At 69.3% G+C, this 16723-nt stretch carries 11 protein-coding genes; 5 read left to right on the top strand and 6 right to left on the bottom strand.

Going from position 1 to position 16723, the window contains the following annotated elements:
• Position 1: 1 nt before the first annotated feature.
• Entirely contained in the window at positions 2–1114 is a 1113-nt protein-coding gene (locus tag NBY69_RS03475) for a hypothetical protein (protein WP_374211199.1), read from the top strand.
• A 194-nt stretch (positions 1115–1308) separates the two neighbouring features.
• On the opposite strand, the gene NBY69_RS03470 is transcribed toward NBY69_RS03475, so the two are convergent.
• The 4 genes from NBY69_RS03470 to NBY69_RS03455 all read right to left on the bottom strand — a co-directional run bounded on the left by NBY69_RS03470 (position 1309) and on the right by NBY69_RS03455 (position 5789).
• The gene (locus tag NBY69_RS03470) at positions 1309–2508 is read right to left on the bottom strand and encodes a glycoside hydrolase family 1 protein (protein ID WP_250298118.1); all 1200 of its coding nucleotides are present in this window, start codon (positions 2506–2508) and stop codon (positions 1309–1311) included.
• Positions 2509–2599: 91 nt separating this feature from the next.
• Positions 2600–3391, bottom strand: coding sequence for a carbohydrate ABC transporter permease (locus NBY69_RS03465; protein ID WP_250298184.1), 792 nt, complete (start codon positions 3389–3391; stop codon positions 2600–2602).
• A gap of 155 nt (positions 3392–3546) precedes the next feature.
• The gene (locus NBY69_RS03460; RefSeq protein WP_250298117.1) at positions 3547–4542 is read right to left on the bottom strand and encodes a carbohydrate ABC transporter permease; all 996 of its coding nucleotides are present in this window, start codon (positions 4540–4542) and stop codon (positions 3547–3549) included.
• 5 nt (positions 4543–4547) lie between these two features.
• Positions 4548–5789 (bottom strand): sugar ABC transporter substrate-binding protein, encoded by a 1242-nt coding sequence (locus tag NBY69_RS03455; protein WP_250298116.1) that lies wholly within the window; start codon positions 5787–5789, stop codon positions 4548–4550.
• A 310-nt stretch (positions 5790–6099) separates the two neighbouring features.
• On the opposite strand from NBY69_RS03455, the gene NBY69_RS03450 reads away from it, so the two are divergent.
• The gene (locus NBY69_RS03450) at positions 6100–7092 is read left to right on the top strand and encodes an acetylxylan esterase (RefSeq protein ID WP_250298115.1); all 993 of its coding nucleotides are present in this window, start codon (positions 6100–6102) and stop codon (positions 7090–7092) included.
• A 72-nt stretch (positions 7093–7164) separates the two neighbouring features.
• Here NBY69_RS03450 and NBY69_RS03445 read toward each other — a convergent pair whose 3' ends face one another.
• Together NBY69_RS03445 and NBY69_RS03440 are read right to left on the bottom strand one after the other, a co-directional pair.
• On the bottom strand, positions 7165–8508 hold the full coding sequence (locus NBY69_RS03445) for an MFS transporter (protein ID WP_250298114.1): 1344 nt from the start codon (positions 8506–8508) through the stop codon (positions 7165–7167).
• A 254-nt stretch (positions 8509–8762) separates the two neighbouring features.
• On the bottom strand, positions 8763–9809 hold the full coding sequence (locus NBY69_RS03440; RefSeq protein WP_250298182.1) for a LacI family DNA-binding transcriptional regulator: 1047 nt from the start codon (positions 9807–9809) through the stop codon (positions 8763–8765).
• 350 nt (positions 9810–10159) lie between these two features.
• Here NBY69_RS03440 and NBY69_RS03435 point away from each other — a divergent pair, with 350 nt between their 5' ends.
• The 3 genes from NBY69_RS03435 (at position 10160) to NBY69_RS03425 (ending at position 16590) form a co-directional block, all read left to right on the top strand.
• Positions 10160–12364 carry an ABC transporter family substrate-binding protein gene (locus tag NBY69_RS03435; protein WP_250298113.1) on the top strand — a complete coding sequence of 735 codons (2205 nt, stop codon included), beginning with the start codon at positions 10160–10162 and terminating at the stop codon, positions 12362–12364.
• A gap of 283 nt (positions 12365–12647) precedes the next feature.
• Entirely contained in the window at positions 12648–14519 is a 1872-nt protein-coding gene (gene typA / locus NBY69_RS03430) for a translational GTPase TypA (RefSeq protein WP_250298112.1), read from the top strand.
• A 436-nt stretch (positions 14520–14955) separates the two neighbouring features.
• The gene (locus NBY69_RS03425) at positions 14956–16590 is read left to right on the top strand and encodes an ABC transporter substrate-binding protein (RefSeq protein ID WP_250298111.1); all 1635 of its coding nucleotides are present in this window, start codon (positions 14956–14958) and stop codon (positions 16588–16590) included.
• Positions 16591–16723: the final 133 nt, after the last annotated feature.

Raw genomic sequence — 16723 nt, 5'->3', positions numbered from 1 at the left:
TATGACCGTCCTGGGTGTCCCGCTACCGCGGCTACGCTGTGGGCTCGATTCGCACAGCTCGTGGGGGGCATCGGTGCAGGAACGACCCTTCGGCGTACGCATACGCCGCATCCGGTTCCGCAGATGGCTGAGGTGGGCGGCGCCGGCACTCGCCGTCCTGGTGGTGGTTCCCGTGCTCACCGCGGGGGTCACACTCCGCCTCAACGACGCGGGGGACTACCGGGACGGCACCCGCACCCGCGGCCGTGACGCGATCTGGCTGGGCCACGCCTGGGTCGACGGGCGCAAGAAGGACGCCGACGTGGACGCGCTCGCGAAGCGGCTGGAGGGGACGGGCCTGCGGGACCTCTACGTCCACGCGGGGCCGCTGGAACACGACGGCACCCTGCCCGCCGACCGCTACGCACGGGCGACGTGGCTGATCGACGCCGTGCACCGCAAGCTCCCCGGCGTACGCGTCCAGGCCTGGCTCGGCGACAAGCTGTCCACCGAGAGCCCCGACGGTCTCGACCTCGCCGACGCCGCGACCCGCGGCGCGATCGTCGTCTCCACCCGGGGGATCGTCGACGCCGGGTTCGAGGGGGCGCACTTCGACCTGGAGCCGCTGCACTCCGGTGACCGCCACTACCTGTCACTCCTGGACGACCTGCGGAGCCTCACCAGGGACCGGGGCGTCCTGCTGTCCGTGGCGGCCCATCAGATCGACCCGCTGCCCGCGACCCACACCGTCGCCGGGGCCCTCACGGGGCATCCCAAATGGTGGTCGCAGAAGTTCTTCGGGCAGGTCGCCCGCAAGGTCGACCAGATCGCCGTGATGTCGTACGACACCTCGCTGCCGCTCCAGAGCCTGTACGGCGGCTATGTCGCCGAGCAGACCACGCTGGCCCTCGAAGTCACCCCCGACAGCACGGACCTGCTGATGGGGCTGCCCTTCTACCACGAGACCAAGCCCGGCCACCTCGCCTCGGCCGAGACGGTCGCGGCGGCGGTGCGCGGGGTCCGGCTCGGGCTGGGCCGCGAGGACCGTCAGCGCGAACGGTTCGGGGTCGCGCTGTACGTCGACTTCGCGGCCACCGGGACCGACTGGACGGCGTACCGCAAGGGCTGGTGCTGAACCCGCGCCGGTACGGGACGTGAACCGGCGCTCGCACGACACATGAGCCCGCGCCCGTACGAGACGTGAACCCGTGCCCGTACGACACGTAGAAGGGAGCCGACGGCGTCAGGACCGTCGGCTCCCCGGTCGAACTGACCGGCACATGGGGGTGCGGGGGCTGGTCCCATGTGCCGGCCGGTCTCAGTGGCGCGTCAGGAAGCGACGCGCGGCAGCTCCCGGGTGGCGCCGAGACCGCCGAGCCAGACCGCGGACGGCTTGGCGGTACGGGCGAAGGTCTCCGGGTCCACCGAGATCAGCCCGAACGTGGGGCGGTAGGAGCCCCACTCGTAGTTGTCCAGCGCGCTCCACGCCAGGTACCCGGCGATGTTGAGGCCGTCCTCGATGGCGTCGGCCACCGCGCTGAGCGCTCCGGTGTAGTAGTCGACACGGCGGGCGTCGTCCGCGGTCGCTATGCCGTTCTCGGTGACCACCAGCGGGACGTCGCCGACGACATCGGCGGTGTGCCGCAGCGCGTGGCCGACGGCCTCCGGGTAGTACTCCCACTGCGTCAGGGTGCGCTCGGCGTCCTCGGGCGCGGGGATCGGACCGTCCTGGCCGATCTTGGTCCGGGTGTAGGACTGGACACCGATCCAGTCGTCGCCGCGCGCCGCCTCGATGAAGACGTCCTCGCGCGGGTGACGGTAGGCGGCGGTGACGTCCTCGGCGCCGGGCAGCGCCTGGTAGACCTGGTTGGCGATCGTCCAGCCGGCCTGGATCTCCGGGTTGATGGCCTTGACGGCCTTCATGGCCGCGTGGTGCGCGGCGATGATCGCGTCCGTCGTGTCGGCGTCGGGCGTCGGCAGACCGGCGGGCGGGAAGCCGTCGTTGCCGGACTTGGCGAGACCGGCCATCACGGCGATCATGTTCGGCTCGTTGATGGTGCAGACGTACGGCACGCCCTCGCCGATGACCGGCGCGCAGGCCGCTACGTACCGGGCGAACAGCTCGACGGCGCCCTCGGCGGTCCAGCTGCCCCGCTCCTCGAACCAGCGCGGCACGGTGAAGTGGTGCAGCGTGACCATCGGGCGCAGACCGCGCGCGATCGCACCCTCGACCATGCGCCGGTAGTGCGCCAGCTCGGCGCGCGAGAAGTGGCCCTCGGCGGGCTCGATGCGGGCCCACTCGATGCTGAACCGGTAGTCGGTGAAGCCCAGTTCGGCCAGCAGGTCCATGTCCTCGGACCAGCGGTGGTAGCTGTCGCACGCGTCCAGGCTCGGCTGCTCGACGTGCTCGGTACCGCTGTGCTCCTTGTACCACCAGTCGCTGTTGGTGTTGTTGCCCTCGATCTGGTGGGCGGCGGTGGAGGCCCCCCACAGGAAGCCGTCGGGGAACGGGGTCGGGGTGTGCGTCATCGATCTGTCTCTCTTTACGTACGTGAGGGGGGCAGGGAGGAGCGTCCTGCGCGGGGGGAAGTGGCGGCCCGGGGGCAGACCCGGGGGCGGCCTACTTCAGACCGGCGGTCGCGACGCCCTGGGTGAAGTGCCGCTGGAGCACGGCGAACAGCAGCAGGACGGGGAGCACCACGAGGAGGGACCCGGCCATCAGCATGCCGTTGGAGCCCGCCGACTGGTTCGGGTCGGTGGCGAAGGTCGCCAGCGCCACCGGCAGCGTGTACTTGTCCGGGTCGTTGGTCGCGATCAGCGGCCAGACGAAGTTGTTCCAGGACCCCAGGAAGGTGATGATCGACAGGGTCGCGAGGGCGGGCTTGACCAGCGGCATCACGATCCGCCAGAAGATGTACCACTCGCGGGCGCCGTCCATCCGGGCCGCTTCGAGCAGCTCGTCCGGGATCGACTGCATGAACTGCCGCATCAGGAAGACACCGAAGGCTCCGGCCGCGAACGGCAGTACCAGGCCCGCGTAGGTGTCGATCAGGTGCAGCTTGCTCATCAGCACGAAGAGCGGCAGCAGCATCAGGTTGCCGGGGACCATCAGGGCGCCCAGCACCAGCGCGAAGACCTTGTCACGGCCGGTGAACTTCAGCTTGGCCAGCGCGTAGCCGAGCATCGAGCAGAACACCAGGTTGCAGACGGTGACCAGCACCGCCACGATCACCGAGTTCATGAAGTACAGCGGCAGGTTCAGCTTGTCGAGCAGTTCGCTGAAGTGCGACAGGGTCCACTCGGTGGGGATCCAGACGGGCGGGCTCGCGCCCAGCTCGGCGTTGGTCTTGAAGGCGGAGAGCGCCATCCAGAGGAAGGGCGCCGACATGACCAGCAGACCGGCCGAGAGCAGGACGTAGACGAGCGGCTTCTTGAACCCGAGCTTCTTGCGGTCCGGGTTCTTGCGGTCCTTCCCGCCGGGGTTCTTCCAGCCGGTCGGCTCCGGTCCGGTCGCGTTCGGCCGGGGGGTCTTCTTCAGGCGTGCGCCGCCTGTGGCACGGATGTCGCTCACTTGGTGTTGTCCTTCAGCAGTCGGAGCTGGAGCACCGTGATGCCCATGATCACAACGAAGAGGACATACGCCATCGCGCTCGCATAACCCATGTGGAAGAAGTTGAAGCCTTCGCGGTACATGTCCAGCGACACCGTCAGAGTGGAGTCCGAGGGCCCGCCCTGGGTCATCACGAACGGCTCCTCGAACACATTGAGGTAGCCGATGGTGGTGATGATGGTCGCGTACAGCATCGTCGGCCGCAGCAGCGGCACGGTGATCCGGCGGAACTCCTGCCAGGCCCCGGCGCCGTCCAGCTTGGCCGCTTCCCGTACATCGGTGGGGATCGCCTGGAGTCCGGCGATGAAGAGCACCATGACCGTGCCCATGTTGCGCCACACGGCCATCGCGATCATCGACGGCATGGCGAGCGTCGTGGAACCCAGGAAGTCCGGTGCGGTCAGGCCCACTTCGGAGAAGAGGCCCGCGATCAGACCGTCCGACGGGTCCAGCACGAAGCGCCACACGACGGCGACGGCGACGATGGTGGTCACCACCGGGGCGTAGAACCCGATCCGGAAGAACGTACGCGCCCGGTCGATGCCGTTGTTCAGCAGTACGGCGACGACGAGGCCCAGGAGGATCGTCAGCGGAACCCCGACCACCACGAAGTACGCGGTGTTGAACAGCGACTTGATGAACTTGTCGTCGCTGAACAGGTGCGTGTAGTTGTCGAAGCCGATGAACTTGGCGCTGAGCGGGTCGGTGACGTTGCGCAGCCCGAAGTCGGTGAAGCTCATGACGAGCGTCGCGACGATCGGGAACGCCATGAACACGGTGAACAGCACGAGGAACGGGGTGGAGAAGAGCCATCCCGCCGCGTTCTGCACACCCATGGACCGGCGTCTGCCGTCCGGCCGGCGCTTCGAGGGCCCGGCGGCCGGGGACTTCGCAGTCCCCGGTGCCGCCTGCTTGTCGGCCGTCTCCGCGGCCGATCCGGTCGTGGTGCTCATGGTGCCTACTTCACGAGGCTTTCGATCTCGGACTGGGCCTTCTTGGCGGCGGCCTCGGCCGACGACTTGCCCTGGGTGACGGACTCGATGGCCGTGTCGACCTTCGAGGTGATCTCGGTCCACTTGGGCTGGACGGGAGAGGTCTTCGCCGTCTTCATCTGCTCGCCGTAGACCTTCAGGCTCGGGTCGGTGGCGAGCTCACCGGTCTTCCACGCCGAGGTGTTGGCGGGCAGGTCCTTGGACCGCTCGAACCAGTCGGCCTGGCCCTTGGTGTTGGTCAGGTACGAGATGAACGCCTTGGCCGCGTCCTTGTGGTCGCTGTCCTTGGAGATCACCAGGCTGGAGCCGCCCGCCATGGAGACCGAGGCCTTGTCGGCGGGGATCTTCGCGACGGCCCACTTGCCCTTGAGCTGCGGCTGGCCCTCGTTGATCATGCTGGTCTGCCAGGGACCACCGAAGAACATCGGGACCGTGCTGTTGCCGAAGTCCTTGATGACGTCGTAGCCGGGCTGGACGCTCTTCTTGATCAGGCCCTTGCTGAAGTACGAGCCGTACTCCTTGAACGCGCGGATCGCGGCGGGGCTGTCGATGACGACCTTGCCGTTGTCGTCCACGATCTCGCCACCGGCCGAGTACAGGAACGGGTAGAAGCTCTGCACCGTGTCCAGGCCGCTGGGCTGGATGTAGGCGCCCCACTTCGTGCCCTGCTTCTGGTAGGCGGAGGCGAGCTGCTCCATCTCCTTCCAGTTGCTGGGGGCCTTGTCGATACCGGCCTTCTTGGCCAGGTCGGTGCGGTAGTAGAGGACCCGGGTGTCGACGTACCACGGCACGCCGTACGCCTTGTCGTCGATGACGCCCTGCTTCCAGGAGGCGGGGAAGAAGTCACCCTCCTTGAACGTCTTGGTGTCGACCGGCTCCAGCACGCCGAGGTCGGCGAACTCTCCCATGTAGCTGCCGCCCATCTGCGCGATGTCCGGCATCGTGCCCGCGGCGGCTGCCGAGACCAGCTTCTGGTGGGCGACGTCCCAGCCGACCGGAGTCACCTTGACGGTGATGTTCGGGTTGGCCTTCTGGTATTCCTTCGCGACGTCCGCGAGCTTCTCGCCCTCGGCGCCCATGGCCCAGACGGTGAGCGTCTGCTTCTTGTCGGCGGCGACGCTCCCGCCACCGGAACTGCCGCACGCGGCGAGAGTGAAGGCCGACGCGATCGCGATGGCAGCCGATGCGGTTCTGGTGGCGCGGTTCATGGACGGCTCCTCCTTGAGCTTCCCCGATGTATGCGCTGTCTGTAAGCGCATACATCACTCTGTGGCACGTTCCCGGAAAGTTGCAAGGGGGGTCTTGGTCACACTCCCGTAACGGGAGTGACATCCAGGGTGTGTGGCTTTAAGTAAGTTATGCCGGAACTTTACGTATTGGAAGCGAAAGTGACCGATTTCGCTTCCGGCCGAGTGCGGGGGCGGGCGGAGCTTCCAGGGCACGGTGCGCGCACCCGATCCCGCTCGACCCCGCTCCTCCTTCCGTCCCCCCATTGCCGGTCGGTCTAAGGTCGCGCGCATGGGCGCTCTCTTCACACACGACTTCCCCTTCGACCCCTCGTACGGCCGCACCCTCGACGACCTGCTGCGGATCCCGGCCCCGGCCGCCCCCGACGGCTTCGACGCGTTCTGGCGGGCCAGGTACGAAGCCGCCAGGGAGGTCAGGACGGCGCCGGAGGTGGGCCCGCTGGAGGAAGAGCGGGACGGGGTCCGGGTCTTCGCTGTGACGTACACCTCGGTCGGCGGGGTGCGGATCGGCGGGCGGCTGGTGCTGCCCGCCGAGGGGCCGGTGGAACACGGCTTCGTCCTCGGCCACGGCTACGGGGGGCGCGACGCCGCCGGGCCCGACGTCCCGCTGCCGCTGCCCGGGTCGGCGGCGCTGCTGCCCTGCGTGCGGGGGATGGGTGACCGGAGCCTGCTTCCCGACGTCCCCGCCACGTCCGGCGCCCATGTCCTGCACGGCATCGGGTCGCCGGAGACCTATGTCATCGGCGACTGCGTGGCCGACCTCTGGTGCGCGGCGTCGGCGCTGCTGGAACTGGTCCCGGACCTGGCCCGCGCCGCCGGTTCGGGCCGCGGCCTGGGCTATCTCGGAGAGAGTTTCGGCGGCGGTCTGGGCGCGCTCGCCCTGCCCTGGGACGAGCGCTTCACGGCGGGCCAGCTGACGGTTCCGACGTTCGGCAACCATCCGCTGCGGCTGACGCTGCCGTGCGCGGGGAGCGGGGAGTCGGTGCGTACGTACCACCGTGCACACCCCGAAGTCACCGAGGTGCTGCGGTACTTCGACGCGGCGACGGCGGCCACCCGGGTGCGGGTGCCGGTGCTGGTCGCGGCGGCACTCTTCGATCCTTCGGTGCCGCCGCCCGGACAGTTCGCCGTGTTCAACGGCCTGGCGGAGGCAGGGGAGTTGCACGTGCTGGCCGCCGGGCACTTCGAGCATCCGGGCACGGCGGCCGATGAGCGGCAACTCGCCCTGGCGAAGGGCGAGTTCTTCGCGCGGCAGCGGGTCTGACGGCGTTCTCCGCACCGTCTGTGCGCCGACCCGCCCTGTCCCGCCCCGTCCCGGCCCGTCCCGGTCATGCGGTCATGGCTGCGCGCGGTCGTCGAGTGCCTGCTCCCCGGCGGCGGTCCGGTCCTCCGCCGGAAGGGACCGGCCCAGCCGGGCCAGCGGCGACAGGGCCATGACCAGCGGAGACAGCGACAGGAGCAGGGCGGTCGCCAACAGGGCGGAGCGCAGCCCCCATCGGCCCGCCAGCCAGCCGCCGAGCAGCGATCCGAGCGGAGTCAGCCCCATGCCGACGAAGTTGACCGTCGCCACGACACGGCCCTGGAGCCGGGCGGGCGTGACGGCTTGCCGTACGGCCATGACGGTGACGTCGACCAGCTGACTGAAGGCGCCGAACAGGAAGTTGACGGCCATGAGCAGGGGAACGGTGACCGCCGTGGCCCCGTGCAGCGCCGGTACGCAGAGCATCACGCCGTCGGCGAGCGCCGCCGAGGTCACCAGCACCGTGCCGTACCCGAACCGCCTCGGCAGCCCGGCGGAGAGCAGCGAGCCCACGACCGCACCTGGACCTGTCGCCGCCAGGACCAGGCCGACCGCGGCGCCCGACAGGTGCAGGGCGCGGGGCAGGAAGAGCAGGTAGACGGTCATCAGCGCCGCGAAGGAGAACTGGAAGACGGCGGAGGCGAGCCCCACGGCCCGCAACGAGGGGTTGCCGGCGACGAGTCGGAGACCTTCGTGGATCTGCCGCCGGAGGCGCGGAGGCCGCTCAGCGCCCACGGGTATCCGCTCGCGGTGGCGGATCTGCCGGATCGACAGGAAGGACAGCACGAAGAAGAACGCGCCCGCCGCCGCGGCGACCGGCGCCGAGAACAGCGAGACCAGTGCGCCGCCGAGTGCCGGACCGCCGATCTGCGCCGCGGACCGGCTGCTCTCCAGCGCGCTGTTGCTCCGCGCCAGCTGATCGCGTTTCACCAGCCGTACCAGCGAGGCCTGGTAGGCCACGTCGAAGAAGACCGAGAGGGCGCCGACCAGGAAGGCCACGACGAGCAGCGCCGGAATGCCGAGCACGCCGAGCAGATACGCGGCGGGGACGGCGGCCAGTGCCAGTGCCCGGCCGGAGTCCGCCAGCACCATCACGGTGCGGGAGCGCCGCCGGTCCACCCACGCACCGGCGAAGAGGGACAACAGCAGGATCGGCGCCTGCTCCACGGCGCGCAGCAGACCGAGCTGGCCGGCGCCCGCGCCGAGGGTCACCACCGCGAGCAGCGGCAGGGTCACCTGTCCGGTCTGCGCCCCGAGCTGGGAGGCGGTCTGACCGGCCCAGAGCCTACGGAAATCAGCGTCCCGCCAGAGCGTGGGAGAACGGCGTGCGGAGGAACGGCGTACGGAGGAACGGCGGACGGGAGAGCGGCGTGCGGGCACGCCAGGAGTACGGGACGGCACAGGAGGCCCCTTGAACGGCGGAGGGCAAGGCCCGCTACCCGACGCGCGGAAGAACGCACCGGGACATGGGCGGGGGAAGGCTCGCTGTGCCGCAGATCAAGGGCGGCACGCGATGACGGGTCGGTCGCGACCTATGACGTCAACGCGCGCCGGGGTAGCCGGGCATTCCAACTCCTAGAGGGCCAGGGCCTGTTCGCCGAACCGAGGTTACCCGCCGAACGGCCCGCGCGCTCCTACTCGCCGCACCCGCAGCTCGCCCGGTACACCGGCGTGACCGGCAGCATCAGCGAAACCGGTTCGTCGCCCTCCGGACCCGCGAGCCGTTGCACCAGCCGCTCGACCGCCTCCTCGCCCATCCTGCGCATCGGCTGGCGCACCGTCGTCAGCGCGGGCCGTACGAGGCGGCTCAGCGGAATGCCGTCGAACCCGGTCACGGCCACGTCGTCGGGCACCCGCAGCCCTCGCCGCTGCAGCGCGTGCAAGGCGCCCGCCGCCATCTGGTCGTTGGCGAACAGCATGGCCTGTGGCGGGCCCGCGGTGTCGCGGTCGATCAGCGCGTCCGCGGCCTTCGCGCCCTCCGCCTGCGTCATCATCACCGCGCGCAGATCGGGCTCGTCGCGTACCGGCAGCCCGGCCGCGCGGCACGCCTCCTGGTATCCGCGGAACCGCGCCTCCGCGTCCGGCGATTCCTTCTCGCCCGCGATGAAGGCGAGCCGCCGCAGGCCGTGGTGCTCGATGAGGTGGCGGGTCAACTCCCGTTCCCCGTCGGAGTTCGCGGCCTCGATGTGGTCGAGGTGGTCTATCTCGCGCGGCCCCGCGAGCATCACCACGGGCAGCCGGCGCGAGATGACCTCCAGGTCCTCGGTCGGCACGGTCCTGGCCAGCACGGCGAAGCCGTCGACCCGCCCCGCCACCTTGGCCACCAGGCTCTCGGGTCCGCCCTTCAGGGACGCGGCGATCAGCAGCGCGTACCCGTGCCGCCGCGCGGCCCGCTCCATCCCGCGGATGATCTGGTCCGAGTAGAGCATCGCGGCATTGTCGTCGGCCTCGTCCTCCGCCCCGGAGTCGGTGTCCGGGTCGGCCATGTCCGGGAAGCACAGCCCGAGCACACCGGTGGAGCGGCTGGCCAGTCCCCGGGCGTTCCCGCTCGGTACGTACCCCAGCTCGCGGGCCGCGGCGAGCACCCGCTCACGGGTCTGGGCCCGCACCGAATCGGGGGTGCGGTAGACCCGTGACACGGTCGCGATGGAGACGCCCGACCGCTCGGCGACGTCGTACACCGTGGGGGCTGTGCTCACCCGATCGACCGCCCGTTTCTCGTTCCTGTGCCGTTTCCCGACTGCCAATGAAAGCGCATTCACCCTAGGCGTGGACCCTGCGAGTGGGCAAGGCCCACCGGTCGGCGGCGGCGCCCCGGGGCACGGTTCCCGGGCGGGCGCCACCCGGTGAGCCGCCCCTTGAGCCGCCCGGGTGGGGTTCGGGCGCGCCCCGCCGTGTCTCCCACGGACCGCGCGACCCCTCCCCTTCAGTGAAGGGGTCATAGGTGTGATCAACATGAAATGCCACCAAACCCGTAGATTCTCGTGCGTTCCCTCCCGGAATGCCGAGGTCGGCCCCGGAGGTACCAGCCATGTCCCACGTCGGCGTTCCACACGGGAGAGCAAAGCGCCGCAGCGTCGCGCTCCTCGCCACCGGTGTACTCGCGCTGCCCGTGCTGGCCGGGTGCGGTTCGAGCGACCACCACAGCAAGGACGCGAAGGCGGTGGCCCCGGACGTCGGGACGGCCGCGCGGGCGAAGCTGGCCGACGGCGGAACGCTGCGCTGGGCGGTCGACTCGATGCCCGCGACGCTCAACACCTTCCAGGCCGACGCGGGCACGGCCACCTCACGCGTCGCGGGCGCCGTCCTGCCCGCGCTGTTCACCCTCGACGCGGCGGGGCGTCCGCAGCTCAACGGCGACTACCTGGAATCGGCGGACGTCATCAAGACGGAGCCGAAGCAGGTCGTCCGCTACCGGATCAACCAGAAGGCTGTCTGGAGCAACGGCCGGGAGATCGGCGCACCCGACTTCGTGGCCCAGTGGCGGGCCCTGAGCGGCAAGGACTCCGGGTACTGGACAGCGCGCAACGCGGGCTACGACCGGATCGAGAAGATCGAGAAGGGAAAGGACGACCTGGAGGTCGAGGTCACCTTCAACAGGCCCTACGCGGACTGGCGTTCACTCTTCACGCCGCTGTACCCGAAGGAGGTCATGGGCACCCCGGACTCCTTCAACGACGGCGCGCGCAAGACGATCGCGGCCACGGCGGGGCCGTTCGGCATCAAGGGTGTGGACCGCGACGCGAAGGAGACCACGCTCGTACGCAACCCGCACTGGTGGGGGCAGCAGCCCAAGCTCGACTCGCTCGTGCTGGCCGCCGTACCGGCCGACCGGCGCACCGCGGCGCTGACCGCCGGTTCGCTCGACATCGCGGACGTGGACGAGTCGGCCGCCGGCCGGATCACCCTCGCCGACAAGGACGGGAACAGCGGCCAGCCGCTGACGCACGGCCCCGGCAGCGAGGTGCGGCCCGCCGACGCGCTGCTGGCCTGGGCGGCGGCGCACGGCGCCGACGGCGAGCAGGCACAGGAGGCGGCGAGCCGGGCGGCGGCCCGGACGAGGGAAGCACGCCAGGAGTACGCGAAGCAGCAGGCGGCCCTGCACAGCTACGTCGTCCGCAAGTCCCTGCAGCCCGCCTTCACCCAGCTCGCCATGAACGGCAGCTCGGGCCCGCTCTCCGACGAGCGGGTGCGCCGCGCGGTCGCCAGGGCGCTGGACCGCGAGCAGATCGCGACCGACGTACTGAAGCCGCTCGGCCTGCCCGCCCGGCCGCCGGGCAGCCACCTCGCGCTGGCCGGCCAGCAGGACTACGCGGACAACAGCGGGTCCCTCGGCGGCCACGACCCGGGGAAGGCCCAGGCGCTGCTGGCCGACGCGGGCTGGACGATCGGAGGCGCCCGCAGGACCGAGGAGGGCACCAAGGCCGGGAGCAAGCCCGACAAGGGGGAGAGCCGGGCGCCCGGGAGCCCGGCGGCGTCCGACGGACCGTCGGCCTCCGGGAAGCCGGAGCAGTCGGCGGCGCCGTCGAAGTCCGCGAAGCCGGAGAGCTCCTCGCAGGACGACTCGAAGCCGATCGGTCAGGCGAGGGGTCAGGCGATGGGTCAGTCGGGGGACGAGAAGCACCGGATCGCGGGTGCCTACGCCCCCGAGGGCACCGCGGCTCCGGCCGCGGCGGCCCCCGCTGGAGCACTCGGCAAGGACGGCAAGGCGCTGTCCCTGCGGTTCGTGCTCCCCTCGGGGCCCGGTACCGAGTCGCTGAACAGCGTCGGCACCAAGATCACGCGGGAGCTGGACGCGGTCGGCATCCGGACGGAGATCACCAAGGTCGACAGCGCCTCCTACTTCAAGGACCACATCGCGTCCGGCGACTACGACCTGGCCCTCTACTCCTGGCCCGCCACCGCCTACCCGGCCACGGACGCCCGGCCGATCTACGCCAAGCCCGCGGTGGCCTCCGACGGCTCGCTGATGGTCGACCAGAACTACACCCGGGTCGGCACGGACCGCATCGACCAGCTCTTCGACCGCGCGGCCGGTGAGCTCGACGCGAAAGCGGCACAGGACCTGGTCAAGCAGGCCGACGCCCATATCTGGGCCGCCGCAGGGTCGATCCCGCTCTATCAGCGCCCGGAACTGGTCGCCGTGAAGCCCGCCGTGGCCAACGCGGGTGCCTTCGGTTTCGCGACCCCCCGCTACCAGGACATCGGCTTCCTGAAATCCGCCAGGAAGTCCTGAGGACCCACCGGATCCGGCCCGTACCGGAAACGCCCTGGCCCGCCGTTCCCCCGGCGGGCCAGGGCGTTTCCGTACCCCGTGGCCAGGGCGGACAGCGAGGCGCACAGCTCCGCGCGGACCCCGCGGACCCCTTGGGGCGCCCGGCCGCGGGGCCCGTATCGCTCGCCCGGGAAGCCCCGGGTGCGCAGGCCCCGTACCATGGGACTGGCCGTGGCGCGTCCGCCCGGCGGGCGTACCAGGACAGACGCCGCATCCCACGAGCTGAGAGAAGCGCAAGCCACCCATGCCCACGCGCCACGACATCCGTAACGTAGCCATCGTCGCCCACGTCGACCACGGCAAGACCACCCTGGTCGACGCCATGCTCAAGCAGGCGGGCGCCTTCGCCGCGCACGCCGCCGAGCACCTCGACGACCGCATGATGGACTCGAACGACCTGGAGCGTGAGAAGGGCATCACGATCCTGGCCAAGAACACGGCCGTGAAGTACCACCCGAAGGATGGCGGCGACGTCATCACGATCAACATCATCGACACCCCCGGCCACGCCGACTTCGGCGGTGAGGTCGAGCGCGGTCTCTCGATGGTGGACGCGGTCGTTCTCCTCGTCGACGCCTCCGAGGGACCGCTGCCGCAGACCCGCTTCGTGCTGCGCAAGGCGCTGGACGCGCGGATGCCGGTCATCCTCTGCATCAACAAGACGGACCGTCCCGACTCCCGGATCGACGAGGTCGTCAACGAGACGTACGACCTGTTCCTGGACCTGGACGCCGACGAGGACCAGATCGAGTTCCCGATCGTCTACGCCTGCGCCCGTGACGGTGTCGCCTCGCTGACCAAGCCGGAGGACGGCACGGTCCCGCAGGACAGCGAGAACCTGGAGCCGTTCTTCAGCACGATCCTGTCGCACGTCCCGGCACCCGAGTACGACGAGGACGCCCCGCTCCAGGCGCACGTCACCAACCTCGACGCCGACAACTTCCTCGGCCGTATCGCGCTCTGCCGTGTCGAGCAGGGCGAGCTGCGCAAGGGCCAGACCGTCGCCTGGATCAAGCGTGACGGCTCGATGTCCAACGTCCGCATCACCGAGCTGATGATGACGGAGGCGCTCACCCGCAAGCCGGCCGAGAAGGCCGGTCCGGGCGACATCTGCGCCATCGCCGGTATCCCGGACATCATGATCGGCGAGACGCTGGCCGACCCGGAGAACCCGATCGCGCTGCCGCTGATCACGGTCGACGAGCCCGCCATCTCGATGACCATCGGTGCGAACACCTCGCCGCTGGTGGGCAAGGGCGGCAAGGGCCACAAGGTCACCGCCCGGCAGATCAAGGACCGTCTGGACCGTGAGCTGGTCGGTAACGTCTCGCTCCGCGTCCTGGACACCGAGCGCCCCGACGCCTGGGAGGTCCAGGGCCGTGGTGAGCTCGCGCTCGCCATCCTGGTCGAGCAGATGCGCCGCGAGGGCTTCGAGCTGACCGTCGGCAAGCCCGAGGTCGTCACCAAGCAGATCGACGGCAAGACGCACGAGCCGATCGAGCGCATGACGATCGACTCGCCGGAGGAGCACCTCGGCGCCATCACGCAGCTGATGGCGACCCGCAAGGGCCGCATGGAGACCATGACGAACCACGGTTCGGGCTGGGTCCGCATGGAGTGGATCGTGCCGTCCCGCGGACTCATCGGCTTCCGTACGGAGTTCCTCACGCAGACCCGCGGTACCGGCATCGCGCACTCCCTCTTCGAGGGCCACGAGCCGTGGTTCGGCGAGCTGCGGACCCGTCACAACGGTTCGCTGGTCGCGGACCGCGCGGGCGTCGTGACGCCGTTCGCGATGGTCAACCTCCAGGAGCGCGGTGTCATCTTCACCGAGGCCACCACGGAGGTCTACGAGGGCATGATCATCGGCGAGAACTCGCGCGCCGACGACATGGACGTGAACATCACCAAGGAGAAGAAGCTCACCAACATGCGTGCGGCTTCCGCGGACACCACGGAGAACGTGGTGCCCGCCAGGAAGCTGTCGCTGGAGCAGTCGCTGGAGTTCTGCCGCGACGACGAGTGCATCGAGGTGACCCCGGAGACCGTGCGTATCCGCAAGGTCGTCCTGGACCAGAAGGAGCGCGGCCGGAGCGCGTCGCGCGCCAAGCGCTGACGCCCCGGGGTACTCCTCTGTGACGACCCGGTCACCCCGCGCTGCGGGGTGACCGGGTCGTTCGTTTGCGAGAGGGATCGCAACTCCCGGCTCGGCAACCGATTTTCGGGAGTCAAGTGTCCGGATATCGGTCGGCACTCTCCGGAAGTTGCGTTAACAGTCCGTTTCGCGGGTGTCTGTCTGTGCTTGGTTTGTCCGGATTTCGGGCAAGGCGCCGGGGCCGATGTTGTAAAAACGAGACCCTTTAAGTGTGGTTTACGGCCCGGTCGTACTTAATAGTTGGCGTTACTGAGCTCGGGTCAATGGGTCAAGCACTGTGGGGAGTGTCGACTCACGAGCACACTCGGGGCACTTGAAAACGCACGCTGTCAGGGGTGTCAGCGCGCGTAGAACGTGCCCCTCTTTCTTGATTCAGTGGACTCATGAGGAGGAACCCATGCGCGGTGCCAAGAGCGCCAAGTGGGTCGCGGGGGCGGCAGTTGTCGCACTGGCAGCGACCGCCTGTGGCGGCAACGACAAGTCCGGCAGCGACAACGCCGGCGGGACTGTCGACCCGAAGGGCGTGCTCAGCTACCAGAGCAGCGAGCCGCAGCACCCGATCCAGCCGGCCAACGGTATGGAGACCGGCGGTGGCCGCATCGCCGACGCCATCTTCGACGGCCTCGTCGACTACGACGCCAAGACGGGTGCGCTGACCAACACGGTCGCCGAGTCGATCAAGCAGGACGACGCCAGCCACTACACCATCAAGGTGAAGAAGGGCTGGACGTTCCACAACGGCGAGACGGTCACCGCCAAGTCGTTCGTGGACGCCTGGAACTGGGGCGCCAACGCCAAGAACCAGCAGCAGAACGCCTCTTGGTTCTCCGACATCGAGGGCTACGACAAGGTCCACCCGGCGAAGGGTGACCCGAAGGCCGCGACCATGTCGGGTCTGTCCACCCCGGACGACTACACGATCAAGGTCACGCTCGCCAACCCGGCGCCGTACTGGACCTACAAGCTGGGCTACACCGCCTTCGCGCCGCTCCCCAAGGTCTTCTACACGAACCCGAAGAAGTACGGCCAGGAGCCCATCGGCAACGGCCCGTACGAGTACGTCAAGTGGAACCACAACAAGGACTTCCTGACCAAGACGTACGCGAAGTACGCGGGTCCGAACAAGCCGAAGAACGGTGGTGTGGACTTCAAGTTCTACACGACCGCCGAGGCCGCCTACCAGGACGCCGTCTCCAACAACCTCGACGTGCTGGACCAGGTCGCCCCCGCCGACATGGCCAAGTACCACCAGGACCTGGGCAAGCGCGCGGTGGACGCCCCGCAGAACTCCATCCAGACCATTGCCGTCGCCGAGTACGCGCCGACGATCAAGGGCCTGAAGGACCGCGGGAAGTTCATGCAGGGCATCTCGATGGCGATCGACCGGGACACGATCACCAAGACGGTGCTCGCCGGTTCGCGTATCCCGGCCACCGGCTTCGTGCCGCCGGCCGTCAAGGGCTACAACGCCGACGCCTGTGGTGAGGCCTGCACGTACAACCCCACCAAGGCCAAGCAGCTCGTCACGGAGGCCGGTGGCGCCAACGCCAAGGTCTCGGTGCTGTACAACGCCGACGGTGGCCACAAGGAGTGGGTGACGGCCGTCTGCGCCAACATCACCCAGAACACCGGCGTCAAGTGCGAGCCCGACTCGAAGGCCGACTTCAAGACGACCCTCGACGTCCGCACCAACCACAAGGTCCAGAGCTTCTACCGCTCGGGCTGGGTGCAGGACTACCCGCTGAACGCCAACTTCCTGAAGGACCTGTACGGCACCACCGCCGCGGGTAACGAGGGTGGCTACTCCAACAAGGAGTTCGACAAGCTCTCCGCCAACGCCGACAAGGCCGCGACGCTGGACGAGTCCGTCAAGCTCTACCAGGAGGCGGAGAAGGCGCTCATCAAGGACATGCCGGCCATCCCGCTCTGGTACTACAAGACGAACGCCGGCTACTCCAAGAACGTTGAGGATGTCACCTACGACACCTTCGGTGTTCCGGTCTTCGCCGACATTCAGGTCTTCAAGAAGTAATCAGGCCGCTAACGGTCGAATCACCCCGGCGCCCCCGCGAGGCATAGGCGCCAACCGTGTGCACGACGGCCGGGTCCGCCGCTCCCCCACAAGGGGAGCGGTGGACCGGCCGCCGCGGCGGCTGACAATGGAG

This window comes from Streptomyces sp. A 4/2 (genome assembly GCF_940670765.1).
Classification (GTDB): Bacteria; Actinomycetota; Actinomycetes; order Streptomycetales; family Streptomycetaceae; genus Streptomyces.
The sequence above is the reverse complement of the archived record's forward strand: the minus strand, read 5'-3'. Positions and strand labels throughout refer to the sequence as shown.

Coding starts and splice junctions, on each gene's coding strand:
- NBY69_RS03460 (WP_250298117.1), bottom strand. CDS start 4,542: ATGAGCACCACGACCGGATCGGCCGCGGAGACGGCCGACAAGCAGGCG.
- NBY69_RS03475 (WP_374211199.1), top strand. CDS start 2: ATGACCGTCCTGGGTGTCCCGCTACCGCGGCTACGCTGTGGGCTCGAT.
- typA (WP_250298112.1), top strand. CDS start 12,648: ATGCCCACGCGCCACGACATCCGTAACGTAGCCATCGTCGCCCACGTC.
- NBY69_RS03425 (WP_250298111.1), top strand. CDS start 14,956: ATGCGCGGTGCCAAGAGCGCCAAGTGGGTCGCGGGGGCGGCAGTTGTC.
- NBY69_RS03450 (WP_250298115.1), top strand. CDS start 6,100: ATGGGCGCTCTCTTCACACACGACTTCCCCTTCGACCCCTCGTACGGC.
- NBY69_RS03435 (WP_250298113.1), top strand. CDS start 10,160: ATGTCCCACGTCGGCGTTCCACACGGGAGAGCAAAGCGCCGCAGCGTC.
- NBY69_RS03470 (WP_250298118.1), bottom strand. CDS start 2,508: ATGACGCACACCCCGACCCCGTTCCCCGACGGCTTCCTGTGGGGGGCC.
- NBY69_RS03455 (WP_250298116.1), bottom strand. CDS start 5,789: ATGAACCGCGCCACCAGAACCGCATCGGCTGCCATCGCGATCGCGTCG.